The organism is Halovenus carboxidivorans, from assembly GCF_009831575.1.
GTDB lineage: Archaea > Halobacteriota > Halobacteria > Halobacteriales > Haloarculaceae > Halovenus > Halovenus carboxidivorans.
The window spans coordinates 200,651-216,553 of record NZ_WUUT01000002.1; the positions used below are offsets into that span (position 1 = coordinate 200,651).

At 65.2% G+C, this 15,903-nt stretch carries 14 protein-coding genes; 6 read left to right on the top strand and 8 right to left on the bottom strand.

What is annotated here, in order from left to right; genetic code table 11:
• The first annotated feature begins 131 nt into the window (after positions 1-131).
• Both GRX03_RS06445 and GRX03_RS06450 read left to right on the top strand, forming a co-directional pair.
• Positions 132-1,193, top strand: a complete 1,062-nt coding sequence (locus GRX03_RS06445) for a phosphotransferase family protein (protein WP_159763386.1) — start codon at positions 132-134, stop codon at positions 1,191-1,193.
• Entirely contained in the window at positions 1,174-1,863 is a 690-nt protein-coding gene (locus GRX03_RS06450) for a 2-phosphosulfolactate phosphatase (RefSeq protein WP_159763387.1), read from the top strand. The genes GRX03_RS06445 and GRX03_RS06450 overlap by 20 nt, the downstream gene beginning before the upstream one ends.
• Here GRX03_RS06450 and GRX03_RS06455 read toward each other — a convergent pair.
• Positions 1,851-3,158, bottom strand: coding sequence for a M28 family peptidase (locus GRX03_RS06455; protein ID WP_159763388.1), 1,308 nt, complete (start codon positions 3,156-3,158; stop codon positions 1,851-1,853). The two genes, GRX03_RS06450 and GRX03_RS06455, sit on opposite strands and share 13 nt — an antisense overlap.
• A 126-nt stretch (positions 3,159-3,284) precedes the next feature.
• Between GRX03_RS06455 and gyrB the strand changes: the two genes are divergently transcribed.
• Both gyrB and gyrA read left to right on the top strand, forming a co-directional pair.
• Positions 3,285-5,225 carry a DNA topoisomerase (ATP-hydrolyzing) subunit B gene (gyrB, locus tag GRX03_RS06460; protein ID WP_159763389.1) on the top strand — a complete coding sequence of 647 codons (1,941 nt, stop codon included), beginning with the start codon at positions 3,285-3,287 and terminating at the stop codon, positions 5,223-5,225.
• Positions 5,226-5,228: 3 nt separating this feature from the next.
• Positions 5,229-7,754: a DNA gyrase subunit A gene (gene gyrA, locus GRX03_RS06465; RefSeq protein ID WP_159763390.1), complete on the top strand. Its 2,526-nt coding sequence runs from the start codon at positions 5,229-5,231 to the stop codon at positions 7,752-7,754.
• 7 nt (positions 7,755-7,761) lie between these two features.
• Here gyrA and GRX03_RS06470 read toward each other — a convergent pair whose 3' ends face one another.
• Complete coding sequence (locus tag GRX03_RS06470) at positions 7,762-9,423, bottom strand: ATP-binding protein (protein ID WP_159763391.1); 1,662 nt, start codon at positions 9,421-9,423, stop codon at positions 7,762-7,764.
• Positions 9,424-9,548: 125 nt separating this feature from the next.
• Here GRX03_RS06470 and GRX03_RS06475 point away from each other — a divergent pair, with 125 nt between their 5' ends.
• Positions 9,549-9,851: a hypothetical protein gene (locus GRX03_RS06475; RefSeq protein ID WP_159763392.1), complete on the top strand. Its 303-nt coding sequence runs from the start codon at positions 9,549-9,551 to the stop codon at positions 9,849-9,851.
• A gap of 2 nt (positions 9,852-9,853) precedes the next feature.
• Here the strand turns inward: GRX03_RS06475 and GRX03_RS06480 are convergent, their stop codons facing one another.
• From GRX03_RS06480 to rpl18a, 4 genes are read right to left on the bottom strand one after another with little or no spacing between them, the layout of a single operon-like run.
• Positions 9,854-10,291, bottom strand: coding sequence for a universal stress protein (locus GRX03_RS06480; RefSeq protein ID WP_159763393.1), 438 nt, complete (start codon positions 10,289-10,291; stop codon positions 9,854-9,856).
• Positions 10,292-10,335: 44 nt separating this feature from the next.
• Complete coding sequence (gene ftsY, locus GRX03_RS06485) at positions 10,336-11,478, bottom strand: signal recognition particle-docking protein FtsY (RefSeq protein WP_159763394.1); 1,143 nt, start codon at positions 11,476-11,478, stop codon at positions 10,336-10,338.
• Positions 11,479-11,484: 6 nt separating this feature from the next.
• A complete protein-coding gene (gene pfdA, locus GRX03_RS06490) occupies positions 11,485-11,931 on the bottom strand; it encodes a prefoldin subunit alpha (protein WP_159763395.1) in 447 nt (148 codons plus the stop codon).
• Positions 11,928-12,101, bottom strand: a complete 174-nt coding sequence (gene rpl18a, locus GRX03_RS06495; protein ID WP_159763396.1) for a 50S ribosomal protein L18Ae — start codon at positions 12,099-12,101, stop codon at positions 11,928-11,930. Before rpl18a ends, pfdA begins: the two co-directional genes overlap by 4 nt.
• Positions 12,102-12,218: 117 nt before the next feature.
• Between rpl18a and GRX03_RS06500 the strand changes: the two genes are divergently transcribed.
• Positions 12,219-13,598 carry an FAD-binding oxidoreductase gene (locus GRX03_RS06500; protein WP_159763397.1) on the top strand — a complete coding sequence of 460 codons (1,380 nt, stop codon included), beginning with the start codon at positions 12,219-12,221 and terminating at the stop codon, positions 13,596-13,598.
• A gap of 1 nt (position 13,599) precedes the next feature.
• Here the strand turns inward: GRX03_RS06500 and GRX03_RS06505 are convergent, their stop codons facing one another.
• Positions 13,600-14,883: a hypothetical protein gene (locus tag GRX03_RS06505; protein ID WP_159763398.1), complete on the bottom strand. Its 1,284-nt coding sequence runs from the start codon at positions 14,881-14,883 to the stop codon at positions 13,600-13,602.
• A 14-nt stretch (positions 14,884-14,897) separates the two neighbouring features.
• The gene (locus GRX03_RS06510; protein WP_159763399.1) at positions 14,898-15,812 is read right to left on the bottom strand and encodes an LppX_LprAFG lipoprotein; all 915 of its coding nucleotides are present in this window, start codon (positions 15,810-15,812) and stop codon (positions 14,898-14,900) included.
• Positions 15,813-15,903: the final 91 nt, after the last annotated feature.

Here is a 15,903-nt window from a genome sequence, read left to right on the forward strand (position 1 = left end):
TGTACGCAAGCGGGGTGAAACTGAAACTAGTCGCGACACGACGGGTCGGCTCTCCCGTTAGTTTCCAACAGTAACCACAATCCGTCGTTAGCTTAGCAAACTATTTACTCGTCACCGGAAAATGGGGAGCCATGCCAATCGAGTCGGATCTCGTCGACCGCGATCAGTTGCGGTCGTTTCTGCGCGAACACTTGGGCCCAGCCGAGACGTTCGACGTACAGCGCCACGATCAAGGGTTCTCGAACGAGACACTGTTCGTCTCCTGGGACGAGACGGATCTCGTCGTCCGACGGCCGCCGGTCGGGGAAACCGCCGACACCGCCCACGACGTGCTCCGCGAGTACGAGGTTGTCGACGCGCTGCAGGAGACGGACGTTCCGGTGCCGGAGACCGTCGCTGCGACGGAGGACAGCGAGATCATCGGCGCGCCCTTCTACGTGATGAAGCGGCTAGACGGCGACGTGTTGCGGTACTCCGAGCCGGACCGCTTCCAGAACTCGGAGGCCCGCGCCGGGATCGGTCGGGAGATGATCGACACCCTCGCGGCGATTCACTCCGTCGATTACGGCGCCGTCGGTCTCGGTGAGTTCGGCACTCCCGAGGGGTTCACCGAGCGACAGGTCGAGCGGTGGGGCGAGCAGTTCGAGTGGGCCTTTCAGGAGACGACGGAATCGCGCGAGGTGCCCGAGATCGCAGAGATCGGCGAGTGGCTCGGAGCCAACGTTCCCGAGGAACCCGCACACACGCTCGTCCACGGCGATTACAAACTCGACAACGTCATCTTCGGACCCGATCCTGACCCCGAACTCGCGGGCGTCCTCGACTGGGAGATGAGCACGCTCGGCGACCCGCTGACGGATCTGGGCTGGGTTCTGTTCTTCTGGCTCGACCCGGTCGAAGGCGAGTTGTCGCCGCTGATGCAGACGATGGCGCCGACGTTCCTGACCGAGGAGGCGTATCACACGCGAGGAGAACTGCTCGACCGCTACGAACGACAGACCGGCGTCGAGGTCCGGAACCTGAAATTCTACCGCGTGCTCGCGGTCTACAAGATGGCCGCGCTGGGTGAGATGTTCTACGCCCGCTATCTCATGGGCAACAGCGACAGCACGTTTTACGCGATGATGGAAGACGGCGTCCCGCAACTGGCCGAGCACGCACTGGAGATCATCGATGACGAACGACCGATCTGAGCGCTCGACCGTCCGGCGAGTCGACCGCCTGGAGGAGATTCCCGATCCCACGCCGTCAGTGGAGTTTGCGGTCGTCGACGTGATCATCTCCTCGACGAGCATCATCAGACTGCTGGAACAGGGCGCGGCCTACGTCAGGCCGTTCAGCGATCCCGAGGCCGCGCTGTCGTTCAAACAGCGGGAAGACGCCGTGCTCGTGGGTGAGGACGGGGGCGGAGCGATCGAGGGGTTCGATCTCTCGCCGCTGCCGTCGATCATCGCTGACGCGGACATCGAGGGCCGGCCCGTCGGCATCAGGACCACGAACGGCACCCGGGCGATGGAGCGGGTCGGTTTCCCCGACGGACTGGTCGTCGGCAGCACGATCAACGCCGCCGCCGTCGCCGAGGAACTTGCCGGGCGACAGCGGGACGCGATGATCGTCGCGGCCGGCCGGCAGGGTGAGCCGGTGCCGGAGGATACGGTCGGTGCCGAACTGATCGAGGCGCGGTACACCGGCGTCGACGTCGACGAAGAACACCTCCGCGAGCGGGTGCGGGACTGCTCGACGGCCGAGTGGCTACGGGAGATCGGATACGGGAACGAACTCGACGACCTGCTCGCCTTCGACTCGACGACGGTGGTTCCGACCCTCGAAGACGGCCGGTTCGTCGACGGCTACACGTCGTAGCCCTCCTCGCGGGCGCGTTCGAGAACCGTGTCGGGAGAGACGCGCTCCGTCGAGCGCTCCCCGGACGCGAGTTCGAGAACGGCCTCCGCGATTGGGACCGCGAGCGCACGAAGATCACGGCTGTCGAGTTTGTCCAGCGTGTCGCCGTGGGTGTGCCCCCAGCCGCGTCGATCCGAGCCGCCGGTGGAGTACGCCATCGCCGCCGGCACTCCCTCCCGTGCGAACGGCCAGTGATCGCTGTGTGTGTTGACACGCTCCCGGATCTCGACGGGGACGTCGTGGCTGTCCGCGGCCTGCTCGAACGCCTCCGCAATCGCGGGGAAGCCGTGCGTATCGACGGCGAGATTGCGCGTGCTTCCGATGCCGTCGAGGTTCAGTACGGCCGTGATCTCCGACAGCGCGTGTTCCTCGGCCGCCCGTGTCGACCCCAACAGCCCGACCTCCTCGGCGCCGAAGGTCGTCAGTCGGACGGCCGTCTCGAGGTCGTCTTCGACGGTCGCGAGCAGTCGAGCGACCTCAGTGACGAGCGCACAGCCACAGCCGTTGTCGAGCGCGCCGTCCGCGATGTCGTGGGCGTCGTGGTGTGCCGTCAGCCACAGTTCACGGTCGGTGTCGGGGCCGAGTCGGGCAGAGACGTTCCCCGAGGTTCCCGGCTCGGTCCCGCAGTCGACGGTGAGTTCCGCCTCGGTGGTTCCGTCGCTGGCGTAGCGGGCGAGACGCCGGCCGACCTCACGGGAAATACCGACACCTGGAATCTCGCCGGGCGGGTCGCCGTCACCGATATCTCCCGTCGGCGGGAGACAGCCGTCTCGACGGCTCTGGAAGAGAAAGCCGTCCGCACCGCGCTCGACGGCGAGTTCGTACTTCTCGCGGCGGTGAAACCAGCGGTCGTACGACTCGGGGGTTCCGCCGGCGACGATCACGAGCGCACCCTCGACCGACTGCTCGTCGAATTCCGCCGGGGTCCCGTGACCGACGTCGACGACCCGACCGGAGACCGTCCCCGACGGCGTTCCGGGGAGGCCGATGACCTGATGGTCGCCGTCGTACTCCGCCGAGCGCTCCGGAACCGAGAGCGTCGACTCTCCCCGTTCCCACGCCGCAATCTCGAAGGAATCGACCGACACGTCGCGAGCGCCGAGCGCGCGAAAGCGCTCCGCGAGTTCGTCCATCGCGGCCCGTTCGCCCGCACTTCCGGCCATCCGCGGTGCGCAGTCGACCAGCGCCGTGAGCGTCTCCCAGGAGATCGGATCTGTCTGTGCCGTGCCGACAGTGCTGTCCGGTAATCGTCCCATACGCCTCGTTTCGCCCGGAGCCGCCTGAATGTACGGGCCGGGGCAAACGAGTGCGAGCGTGTGCGCTCGCGCTCGCGCGTGCGTGGAATTTAAGTCAGGTGGGACACAACGGATACGTACGATTTCATGTCTGAGGATAGTGAGTACGGAGCAGGACAGATACAGGTACTCGAAGGGCTGCAGGCCGTCCAGAAGCGCCCGGCGATGTACATCGGATCGACGGACACGCGCGGCCTCCATCACCTCGTGTACGAGGTCGTCGACAACTCCATCGACGAGGCGCTTGCGGGCCACTGTGACAGTATCGAAGTGACGATCCACGAGGACAACTCTGTCTCTGTTCAGGACGACGGGCGGGGGATTCCGGTCGACACCCACGAGGAGCACGGTCGACCGGCAGTCGAAGTGATTATGACCGTCCTCCACGCCGGCGGGAAGTTCGACAACAAGTCCTACCAGGTGTCCGGAGGGCTCCACGGGGTCGGCGTCTCGGTCGTGAACGCGCTCTCGAAGTGGTTGGAGGTGACAGTCAAGCGCGACGGGGCCGTCTGGCAGCAGCGATTCGACCACGGCGAACCCGAGTACGAACTCGAACGGGTCCGCGATATGGAACCCGACGAAGAGACGGGCACCAAGATCCAGTTCTGGCCCGACGGCGAGATTTTCGAGACGACCGATTTCGTCTTCTCGACGCTCGAATCCCGCCTGCGCGAACTCGCTTTCCTCAACTCCGGTGTCGAGATTACGCTGACAGACGAACGCGAAGACCGCTCGGAGACCTTCCGGTACGAGGGCGGCATCCGGGAGTTCGTCCAGTTCCTCAACGAGACCAAGACGGCGCTTCACGAGGAGGTCATCTACTTCGACGAGGACGAACCGATCGGCGACGAAACCGACGCGGACGGCGTCGTGGCCGTCGAGGTCGCGATGCAGGCGACCGACGAACTGCAGGGCTCGCTTCATGCGTTCGCGAACAACATCAACACCCGCGAAGGCGGGACGCACATGACCGGGTTCAAGACCGCGCTGACCCGGGTCGTCAACGACTACGCGAAGGAGAACGGACTGCTGAAAGACCTCGACGACACGCTGAAAGGCGAGGACATCCGCGAGGGGCTGACGGCTGTGCTGTCGATCAAACACCCCGACCCGCAGTTCGAGGGCCAGACCAAGACCAAACTCGGCAACAGCGAGGTCCGAGGTATCGTCGAATCGGCCGTCCACGAACATCTCGGGACATACTTCGAGGAGAACCCGGACACCGCGGAGACGATCGTCTCGAAGGCCGTCGAGGCCGCGAAGGCGCGGAAGGCGGCGAAGAAGGCCGAAGAACTGACGCGCCGCAAGAGCGCGCTCGATTCGACCGCCCTGCCCGGCAAACTCTCGGACTGCCAGACGCGGGACCCGAGCGAGGCGGAACTGTTCATCACCGAGGGCGACTCCGCCGGCGGAAGCGCCAAGCAGGGCCGTGATCCCGAGTTCCAGGCCGTACTCCCGATCAAGGGGAAGATTCTCAACGTGGAGAAACACCGCCTGGACCGGATTCTCGAAAACGACGAGATCCGGAACCTCATCACCGCGCTCGGAACCGGGATCGGCGACGAGTTCGACATCGACGACCTGCGCTACGAGAAGATATTCTTCATGGTCGACGCCGATGTCGACGGCGCGCACATTCGAACGCTCCTGTTGACGCTGTTTTACCGACACATGAAGCCGTTGCTGGAGCGCGGACACGTCTACGCGACCCAGCCACCGCTGTACCGGGTCCGGTATCACGGCGAGACCTACGACGCGATGACGGACGAGGAGCGCGACCGGATCATCGAGGAGAAGTGCAACGGTAACCCCGATCAGGTCCAGCGGTTCAAGGGACTCGGTGAGATGAATCCCGACCAGTTGTGGGAGACGACGATGAACCCGGAGACGCGGTATCTCAAGCAGATCACCGTCGAGGACGCCGCCGCCGCGGACAAGATGTTCTCGGTGCTGATGGGCGACGCCGTCGAACCGCGCAAGGAGTTCATCAAGGAACACGCGCCGGAAGCCGAGTGGGTCGACATCTAAACCATGAGCTCGGATCTACCTGACGACCCCGAAGACGTCGAGGCACCGGCCGCGAACATCGAGCACGTCCGTATCGAGGACGAGATGGAGCAGAGCTACATCGACTACGCGATGAGCGTCATCGCAGGTCGTGCGCTCCCGGACGTGCGAGACGGACTCAAACCCGTCCACCGACGGATCCTGTACGCGATGAACGAACTCGGCGTGAGTTCGGGATCGAGCCACCGCAAGTCCTCCTCCATCGTCGGGGAGACGATGGGTGATTACCACCCACACGGCGACTCGGCAATCTACGATACGCTCGTCCGCATGGCACAGGATTTCTCCTTGCGTTATCCGCTGGTCGACGGCCAGGGGAACTTCGGTTCGATGGACGGCGATCCGGCCGCCGCGATGCGGTACACCGAGGCCCGGATGGCACCCATCGCCGAGGAGATGCTCGAAGACCTCGAGAAGGATACCGTCGACTTCCAGCCGAACTACGACGACCGGCTGACGGAACCGGAGGTCCTGCCGGCGAAGCTCCCGAATCTCCTGTTGAACGGCTCCTCGGGAATCGCCGTCGGGATGTCGACGAACATCCCGCCGCACAACCTCGGCGAAGTCGTCGACGCCACCGTCCACCTGATCGACAACCCCGACTGCACCACCGAGGACCTGATGGAACACATCAAGGGGCCGGACTTCCCGACGGGCGGAAACATCGTCGGCAAGGATCCGATCTACTCGGCCTACGAGACCGGTCGGGGGCGGATCCGGATGCGCGCCGAGTACGAGATTCAGAGCAACGACTCCGGATCCGATCAGATCGTCATCACCGAACTCCCCTTCCAGGAGAACAAGGCACGGATCGTCAAGCGCATCGCCGAGGACGTCAACGAGGGGACGATCGAGGGGGTCTCCGACCTGCGCGACGAGTCCGACCGCGACGGCGTGCGGATCGTCATCGACCTCAAACGCGACGCCAACGCCGACGTTGTCGAGAACCAACTGCTGGAGCACCACCTGGAGTCGACCTTCGGCGTCATCAACCTCGCGCTGGTCGACGGACAACCGCAGGTGCTCTCGCTGAAGGAGACCCTGGAACACTACGTCGAGCACCGCAAGGAGGTCGTCCGGCGGCGCTCGGAACACGACCTCGCGGAGGCAGAGGACCGCGCGCACATCCTCGAAGGCCGGCTGAAGGCCGTCGACAACGCCGAGGCAATTGTCAACCTCATCACGGAGTCCGAGGACCGCGAGCAGGCTCAGCGGGCGCTCGAAGGTGATCTCGATCTCGACGAGTTGGACGTCGACCTGGAGTACACCGACGTGCAGTCGGAATTTGACTTCTCCGAGCGCCAGGCCGAACACATCCTTCGGATGCAGATCGGCTCGCTCACGTCGATGGAGGCCGGCGAGATCGAAGAGGAGTACGAGGAGGTCCAGGAGCGCATCGACTACCTCGAATCCGTTCTCGAATCCGAGGAGACGCTTCTGGCGGTGATCAAGGAGGAACTCCAGGAGTTGAAAGAGCAGTACGACGACGACCGGCGGACGAAGATCCTCGAAGACGAGGGGCAGGTGACTCACGAGGACCTGATCCCCGAGGAGGACTGTCTGGTCGTCATCACCGAGCAGGATTACATCAAGCGGATGCCCGCCGACGCCTTCGATCCCCAGCGCCGCGGCGGGAAGGGGATCATCGGTTCCGATCCCAAGGAGGGCGACCGCGTCTCGAAGGTCTTCCGGGCGAACACCCACGACTACCTGCTCTGTTTCACCAACAGGGGACAGGTCTACCGCCTGAAGACCTACGAGATCCCGGAGATGTCCCGCACCGCCCGCGGCAAATCCGCCGTCAACATCGTCGACCTCGACGACGGCGAGGAGATCACCGCGGTCGTCGACACCGACGAGTTCACCGAGGACGAGTGCCTGACGATGGTCACCCGGCAGGGCTACGTCAAACGGACCTGTGCGGACCAGTTCGACAACATCCTCTCGACCGGGATCATCGCGGCCGAGGTCGAGGAGGGCGACGAACTGGTCGACGTGGAGGTGACCGACGGTACCGGCGACCTCGTGATCGCGACCGAGCAGGGGATGACGATCCGGTTCGACGAGACGGAGGCCCGCGAGATGGGCCGCACCGCCCGCGGCGTCCGGGGGATCGATCTCGAAGGCGACGACCGCGTCGCGGGGATGGTCCAGACGACCGACGACGACCAGCGCGCGCTGTTGACGGTCACCCGCCGCGGCTACGGCAAGCGCACGCCGCTGACCGAGTACCGCCCGCAGTCGCGATACGGAAAGGGACTGGTCGATATCAAGACCGACGAGCGAAACGGGCCGGTCGCGACGGTCAAGGCCGTCGACGCGGACGATCACATCGTCGTCATGAGCGACGGGGGCCAGATCATGCGCTGTCCGGTCGAGGAGATCTCGACGGTCGGCCGGAACACGAAAGGGGTCAACGTCATGGAAGTCGAAGAGGGCGACCGCGTCGCGAGCGTCACCGTCATCCCCGGCGCGACGATCGACGACTGAACAGGGGTCAGCGGTCGAGAACAACCGTGACCTCCGTTCCGGTCGGTTCGCGGTCGGCAAAGTGTAGCTCCCCGCCGAGTTGCGTGACTCCCCAACGGACGAGCCACAGGCCCAGTCCGGTGCTGTGGCTGTGTTGGCTCTCCACGCCGGACTCGATCACCGCCCGCTCGTGTTCGGGGAGTCCCGGGCCGTCGTCGGTGATCGTCAGTTCGACGCCCGACGCGGACTCGACCAGCGTGACCGTCACGGTCGGCGGCGTCGCGGCGTGAACGACCGCGTTGTCGAGTACCTCGTCGAGTACCATCCTGACGACCGACCCGTACGTTCGGACCCGCAGCGTCTCCGGCGTCGACACCGACAGTTCCGCAGTCCGGTCGCGGAACTCGGCTGTTCTCTCCCGGACGACGGCACTCAGATCGACCCCGCTCGGCCCCTCTTCGACGGCCGCCATCACCTGCTCGGCGCGACGGGCCTTCTCGCTCAGCGCCTCCAGATCCTCGGCCGTCTCCCGGATCGGTTCGCGGATCTCCGGATCGGTGATTTCGCCGGTGTAAGCGTACATCACGTCCAGGCTGTTGCGGAGGTTGTGCCGGAGGACGCGGCTGAACACGTCGAGGCGCTGTTCGCGGACGCGCTGTTCGGTGACATCGCGGAGCAACAGCGCCCGTGCGATGGCCTCTCCCGAGGGAGTGACACCGACCGGGGAGACGCTGAACTGAAACTGCCGGCGACCGTCGCTGGTCGGTAGCCACGCCGTCCCCGTGGCCCCGGGGGTGAGATCCAGCGCTGCCAGATCCGGCGCGACGGTCGAACACTCCCGGCCAGTCGTGTCCGGCGCCAACCCGAAGGTCTCGGCTGCGCTCGCGTTTACGTCGAGTACGTAGCCGTCGTAATCGAGGATCACGACCGGTTCGCGGAGATCACGGACGACGGTCGCCCTCGCGACGGCATCCGCCCGGGGGAAACTCCCGAGGACCGGGTACCGCCGAACCGCGACGACGGCGAGCAACCCCGCCGCGAGAAAGCCGGCCGGCACCTCTCCGAGCGGAATCGCTGCGAGCGTCTGCTCCGGCGGCCTCTCGGCAAACGCAAACTGGAGCGACGCCCAGATAAGCACCGCAAACCGGACCAGGTGGGTGGCGGCGACGAGACCGGCGAGGAGCAGAACCTGCAGTGGCGCGACGCGGCGGTGGCGACGCGAGAGGCCGTACAGGAGCCAGGTTCCGTAACAGAACGCGACGACGGAGCCGACCAGCGCGGAGAGACCCACCAGCCCGTCGACGAACTGGAGGAGTCTCCACTCCGGCAGCGGGAGGTTCGTAAGCGCGACCGACAGCGCGGCGAGGACCGCGAGCGCGGTGACCGCCGGCGTCCGCCACTCCGTGTGACCGGTGTAACTGCGCGCGTAGACGAGCCACGCGACCGGGAGAGAGTAACTCCCGACGCCAGCGAGCGCTTCCCAGAGCCACGCCGATCTGACCGCCGCCGGGAGCACCGCGAGATTCGAGCAGAGACTCGCCAGAAGCCACACCAACAGCGAGCAGAGCAGCGCCGCGAACGGTCGGGCGCTCGGCCGGTCCGACTGGACAGCGGTCGACAGAGCGTACCCGAAGGCACCAACTGCGAGTGCGCCCATCACGACACCGGCCACCGTAGGTGGAGTGAGCACGTTCGCCCACTTTCGGTCGGACGTGAAAACTCCCCGGGCGGCGTTTCTGACCGGCGAACGTGTTGGCGGTCGACCCGGGCGGAGGTCGGCGGTGGTATTTTTTATTTCGTCTTCGAAGCGCGGGTATGAACGACCGGCGACGGTTTCGAACCGGTATCGGTGGCCTCTGTCTCGGAAACGGACTGCTCGCTGTCGGGTTCGTCTTCGACCAGTCCCTCCCCGGGATCGTCAGGCTGGCCGTCGTAGCTGGCGCGACACTCGGCGTCGTTGGGCCCGTGATCATCCTCTACGCGTCACTATCTGACTCCGAACAGTTCGGGTTCGCCGGCTCGGGCGTCAAGCGGCGAGCGCCGACCGGCGTGCTCGTGAGTGGTCTGCTGACGGTGGTTGCCGGGTCGCTCAACCTCGCGCGTGTGCTCGTGGGCTGAGGTTAGTCCCGCCCCCGGACGACAGTCACCGGCATCGGGGCGCGACGGACGACTTTCTCGCCGACGCTGCCGAGCAGTACCCGCGAGACACCCGAGCGGCCGTGGTTGCCGATCACGATCTGGTCGATATCGTTCGCTTCGGCGTACGCGACGATTTCGCGGGCTGGCTCGCCGAACACGATCTCGGTCTCGTACTCGATACCCGCCTCCTCGAACAGGTCGGCCGTCTGTCGGCCGACCTCCTGTCTGGCCTCCTTTTTCACCTTCTCCGGCTTCTCGCGGAAGCGCTCCTGGATGATGTTGATCCCGGCGTCGGTCATGCCGCTGGCGACCTCGATGACGCGCAGGAGGACGATCTCCTTGTCTGCGTGTTCCTCGATTGCGTATTTCACGGCGGCCTGTGCGGGGTCCGATCCGTCGTAAGCGACGAGGACGGTCATACCTGTACGGACGGCTGGGGGGTACAAAAAGGCGGGTGCGGCGACTACTCCGGACCGAGCAGTTCGTTGACGATCCGTTCGGGCTCGAACCGTTCGAGGTCGTCGTAATCCTGGCCGGTCCCGAGAAACAGGATGGGCTTGCCGGTGACGTGTGCGACCGAGATCGCGGCACCGCCGTCCTGATCGGCGTCGGCCTTGGTCAGAATCGAGGCGTCGATCGTCGCCGCCTTGTCGAACTCCTCGGCGCGGTTGACCGCGTCCTGGCCCGCGACGGCCTCGTCGACGAACACCGTCATGTCGGGCTCGATCACGCGGTCGATCTTTTCGAGTTGGTCCATCAGGTCGTCGCTCGTGTGGAGTCGTCCCGCCGTATCACCGAGCACGACGTCGACGTCGTTAGCCTCGGCGTACTCGACGGCGTCGTAGATGACAGCCGCCGGGTCCGAGCCCTGTTCGTGGGTGATGAGTTTGCGGTCGAGCGCGTCGGCGTGTTCCTGCAGTTGCTCGTTCGCGCCGGCCCGGTAGGTGTCGCCGTTGGCCAACACCGTCGAGTAGCCCTGCTTCTCCAGGTATCGCGAGAGCTTGGCGATCGAGGTGGTCTTACCGACGCCGTTGACGCCGGTGAACACCATCACGAACGGCTTGTCGGCCTCCGCGACGCGCTGGTCGAAGTCGAACTGCCCGACACTGATAACGTCGTACAGCGACTCGCGGAGCGCGTCCTCGACGACGCTGCCGGTGCTCTCCAGGCGACCGCGTGCCTGGCCGGTCAGGTTCTCCTCGATGCCGTTCAGAATCTCGATTGCCACTTCGAGTTCGACGTTGCTGTCGAGCAGGGCGACCTCGAGTTCGTCGAGGTGCGGCTGGAGATCCTCCTGTTCGATGATCGTCTTCCCGGTCGCTATCGCCTTGGCCTTGCCTGTCAGGCCGAGACCACCCCCTTCGGATTCGGCGTCGTCCGCGTCCTCTTCGGCCGTTTCCTCGGTCGAAGGATTCTCCTGGCTCTCCGCCGGTGACTGCTCGTCTGGTCGTTCGACGGACTCGCCGCGTTCGGGCTCGCTATCGGTGTCACCGGCACTCGCCGTATCGGCGGTCTCGGCGTCCTCTTCGGGTTCGTCTTCGATCTCCGCGTCTTCCTCGACGTCCTCGGTGAACCCCTTGAGCTTGTCTTTTAATCCATCGAACATCGCGCCTTACTCGTCTTGCTGCTGTTGCTGGAGCTGCTGGAGCTGTTGGGCCTGCATCTGCTCGGCCTGCTCTTCGAGTTCCTGGGTCTCGGTCTCGACCTGCGCGATCTCCTCGCGGAACTCCTCGATCTGCTCGTCGATTTTCTCCTTTTTCGTTTCGAGCGAACTGGTCGCGCCGTCCTTGTCGCGCTCGGCGGAGTAGTCCGCCCCGAGGTCGACGATGATCTCGTCCATGTCCTGCACTTCGGCACGGACGTACGCGCCGCCGCCGATCGGGACCTGAACGGTCGAACCGTCTTCGAGTTCCTCGATGGCGTCGATGGCCTCGTCGATCTCTCGTTTCTCCTCTTGGAGCTGTTCGATCTCGGCTTCGATGGCCTGTTTCGTCTGTTCGAGCTGTTCGATCTGCTGGGTGATCTGCTGCATCTCACCGCCGCCGCCACCGAGGCTCATGCCGCCACCTCCTCGATCTCGATCTGCGTGCGCTTCAGCCCGTGCTTGGAGCCGAACTCGGCGTAGGTGTGTTCGACCGCGACGTCCTCGTTCTCGGCTTCGAGTTCCTTCTCGAAGCGCTGCCATCCATCCCGGGCTTTCCACTTGCCGGAAACCGTGTATTCGTCCATGTCCTTTGATGGGACACCAACGGGGAAGAATCTTCCTACTCGGCAAGCCACCGCTGTCGGCCGACCGCCCCCGGTGGAGGAGATATCTTTTTGCGAGGGGGTCGCAAAGTGGGTGACATGACGCTGGATACCACGTTTCTCACCGAGTCACTCGGGGACGGGCAGGTGACGACAGGCCAGGACGCGCTCGAGGAACACGCGACGGACTGGGGGACTGCGACCGGGACGGAACCGGAGGCGGTCGTCTATCCGACGACGACCGAGGAGGTCGCGACGGTGCTCGAGGCCGCCAACGAACGGGGGATCCCGGTCACGCCGTACGCCGCCGGAACGGGACTCGAAGGCAACGCGGTCCCGGCCGAGGGGGGAATCAGCATGGACCTGACGCGGATGAACGAGGTGCTCGACGTGCGCCCCGAGGACTTCCAGATCGACCTGCAACCCGGCGTGATGGGTCCGACCATCGAGGAGACCGCCGGCGAGCACGGTCTCTTCTTCCCGCCGCTGCCCTCCTCGGGGGACATCTCGACTATCGGGGGGATGATCGCCAACGCCGCCAGCGGGATGCAGACGGTCAAGTACGGAGAGGTCGCGGACTGGGTGCTCGAACTCGAAGTCGTCCTCGCCGACGGGTCGGTCATCACCGCCGGCTCGAAGGCCGTCAAAACCTCCTCGGGGTACAACCTCCGGGATCTGCTGATCGGCAGCGAGGGGACGCTCGGGGTCGTCACGCGCGCGACGCTCGAACTCGCCGGTCGACCCGAACAGATCAAGGGGGGTCGGGCGCTGTTTCCGGATCTCGATCACGCCGCCGCGGCCGTCACCGACGCGATCCAGTCCGGCGTCGACGTGGCGAAAATCGAGCTGATCGACGAGGAATCCGCGATGATGTCGAACGCCTACACCGGGGCGGATCTGCCGGACTCGCCGATGGTCTTTCTCGAGTTCCACGCCAACCACGGCATCGACGAGGAGATCGAGTTCTGTCGGTCGATCCTCGAGACACACGATCTGATCGAGTTCGAGATCGCAGACGAGGAGCGAATGGGTGATCTCTGGCAGGCGCGGAAGGATCTGGCCTTCGCCGTTCGCTCGTACGACCCCGACCGCCAACCGCTGCATCCCGGCGACATCACCGTCCCGATCAGCAAGTACGGCGATCTCGTCAAGGAGATCAAAGATCTGGGCGAGCAGTACGACCTGCTGACGCCCTGTTTCGGCCACGCCGGAGACGGCAACATCCACTACACGGTGCTGGTCGACACGGACGACGAGGAGCAACTCCGACGCGGCGAGCAACTGTACTCGGAGGTTGTCGACCGCGCGATCGAAGTCGGCGGCACCGCCACCGGAGAGCACGGCATCGGCCAGGGCAAACGCAAGTACCTGCTCGACGAACACGGGAGCGAAACCGTCGCGGCGATGCGGTCGATCAAGGACGCACTCGACCCCAACGGAATCCTCAACCCGGGAAAGATCTTCCCGGAGACCGAGTAACTCAGCCGCCGGTCGGTGTGAGCGTGACTTCGCCGCCCGATCCGCTCGCGTCGACCCCGGAGACGAACGACGCCGACCCGAACAGGAGGACGACCGTGTCCGCGGTCGCCCGTCGGCGTTGCACGGTCAGGTCCGGGTCGGTGAGCGACCAGCCGTCGGCCGTTCGGTTCCCCCGGGCGTCGAAGTACGCTCCGACGGCGCTCGCGAATTCGTCGGCAGCGGCCTCGCTCTCCCAGCGGGTCACCCAGGCGTAGTTGGCGTAGGTGTCCCGGTCCGAACGGAACTGTCGCAGCGCGTCGGTGCCGAAGCCGTCAGCGACGGAGCGGGCGCGGTCGGGGTCGACGTGGCTCTCCAGCCCGTACCGGACGAAGGCCATCCCCAGCCGATTCGTCGAGATCACGTCGCGGTCGAGGGTGTTGGTGACCGACAGCGACGGCCGCGGGGGTGCGTCGGGGTCGAACAGGCGCCGACTGGTCGTCGGCGGATCGCTGTATATCTCCGGGGTTTCGCTGGGGTCGTCCAGCCGCTGTGTGACGTACTGCGAGCCGATCTGGTAGCGGCTGTTCGCCCATCGGCCGATATGCCCCGGCGGGTACAGCCGCTGTTCCTCGTCGTAGTACGGGCTGTTCAGCGTCCCGTTCTCACCGAACTGGCGGAGATACTCGTCGGTCGTGTAGACGGCCGCACCCTCGATCAGACTGCGGACGACGTACCGTCCGTCGACGGTCTGGCTACCGACCGCTTCCGCGAGTTGGGCTCGGCGGCTGTTCTGGAACTGGATGTAGTGGGTGAGTTCGTGCGCCAGCAGCATCTCCTCCTCGTCGCGCGTCGCGTTCGGCTGTGCGTACACGACGACTGAGCCCGCGCTGAGGGTGTAGCCGTTGCCGACTCGTTCGATGAACCGCTTCCCCGAGACGGACCCGGTCTCGAAGCCGATGACATCGAAAAACCGGGGCTGACCGGCACCAAGTCCACTGCCCGGAGCCGAGTCGGCAAACTCGTCGCTCGAATTGAACGCCCGAATTCGCTCGGGAGACGGCTGGTCGGTCCCCAGAAGGACTTCCAACCGCTCGTAGACGAGGCCGGGATCGGTCCGGAGGTGTGCGCCCTCGACAGTGATATTCGCGGGGTCGGTGATCGGGAAGGGATCTCCCGTTCCGTTGTCGGCACCCCCGGGAGCCGGTTCGCTCGCGGACGGTGTCTGCGTCACACCCGGAGCCTGGCAGCCGCCGAGAACGAGCGCGACGGCGACGACGAGCACCGCGAGGACGCGTCGGGTGGACATCGACATACCTGCCGTTACTGGGTCACGTTACCGGAGAACGGCGCGTCCTTGGCCGCGTCGGGGAGCGTGATATCGACACTGCCGTAGTCGTAGCGATACGAGCGGTCCGCCTCCTGCGGGAGATTACCCTGGATGCTCGACTCGGTGAACGCCGAGTCCTCGACGATCCGCAGCGGGAGCGACGTGTCCGTCGATATCCAGAGGCTGAGTTCGACCCGCTCGGTCTCGACGACCGTCGGTCGCACGTCGGTCGCCGTCGCCGGATCGACCGTCGCGTTCACGGCGTAGACCTCCCGACCGTCGAGTTCCGTGCGTCCTTCGAGGGTGGCGGAGGAGTTTTCGAGGAGTTGCCTGAGCCGGGCTATCTGGTCGAGTTGCCGGAACTGCTGGTCGAAGGAGTCGGAGACGTTGGTTCGGAGCCACTCCGTGCCGTACTGGCGTGCGATCTGTGCGCTCCGCTGATAGAAGGTTCCGTTCTGGAGATACTGCTCGGTCTCCGCGGTTCGGCCCTGGGTCTCCGTCGTCGCCGCCACGGTCAACCGCTCCGCCGATCGGTCGACGCGGATCGTCCGGTTGATTTGGACGGTCAACTGCTGGTTGTTCTGCTCCGCGACGAACGTTCCCGCCTCGGTGACGGTGTAGCCATCGACCTCCCCGAGCGCGTCGGTCGTCTGGGAGAGTACCTCGTCACCGGTCAGGTCGCTCTCGACCGGGTCCAACTGCCCGAACGGTGAACTGCCGTCCGAGCCGTCGGTCCCGTCTGTCGAGTTACTGTCCGTTCCGTCGCTCGGGTCCGTCGTGTTTGCGGTATCGGGCTCTGTACCCCCGTCGTCCGCGCCGAGTCCCGCACAGCCCGCGCTCACGACGAGAACGAGGACGCCGAGCACCGCCAGATATCGTCTGGATAGCGGCCACCTGAAGGAATCCATACGTGATCGTATCAATATCTGGGAGATAAATGCTTCCGTCTCTATGCACCGTTTCTGTCACAGAAACCGTGGCCGCCATCTTATTATCCGC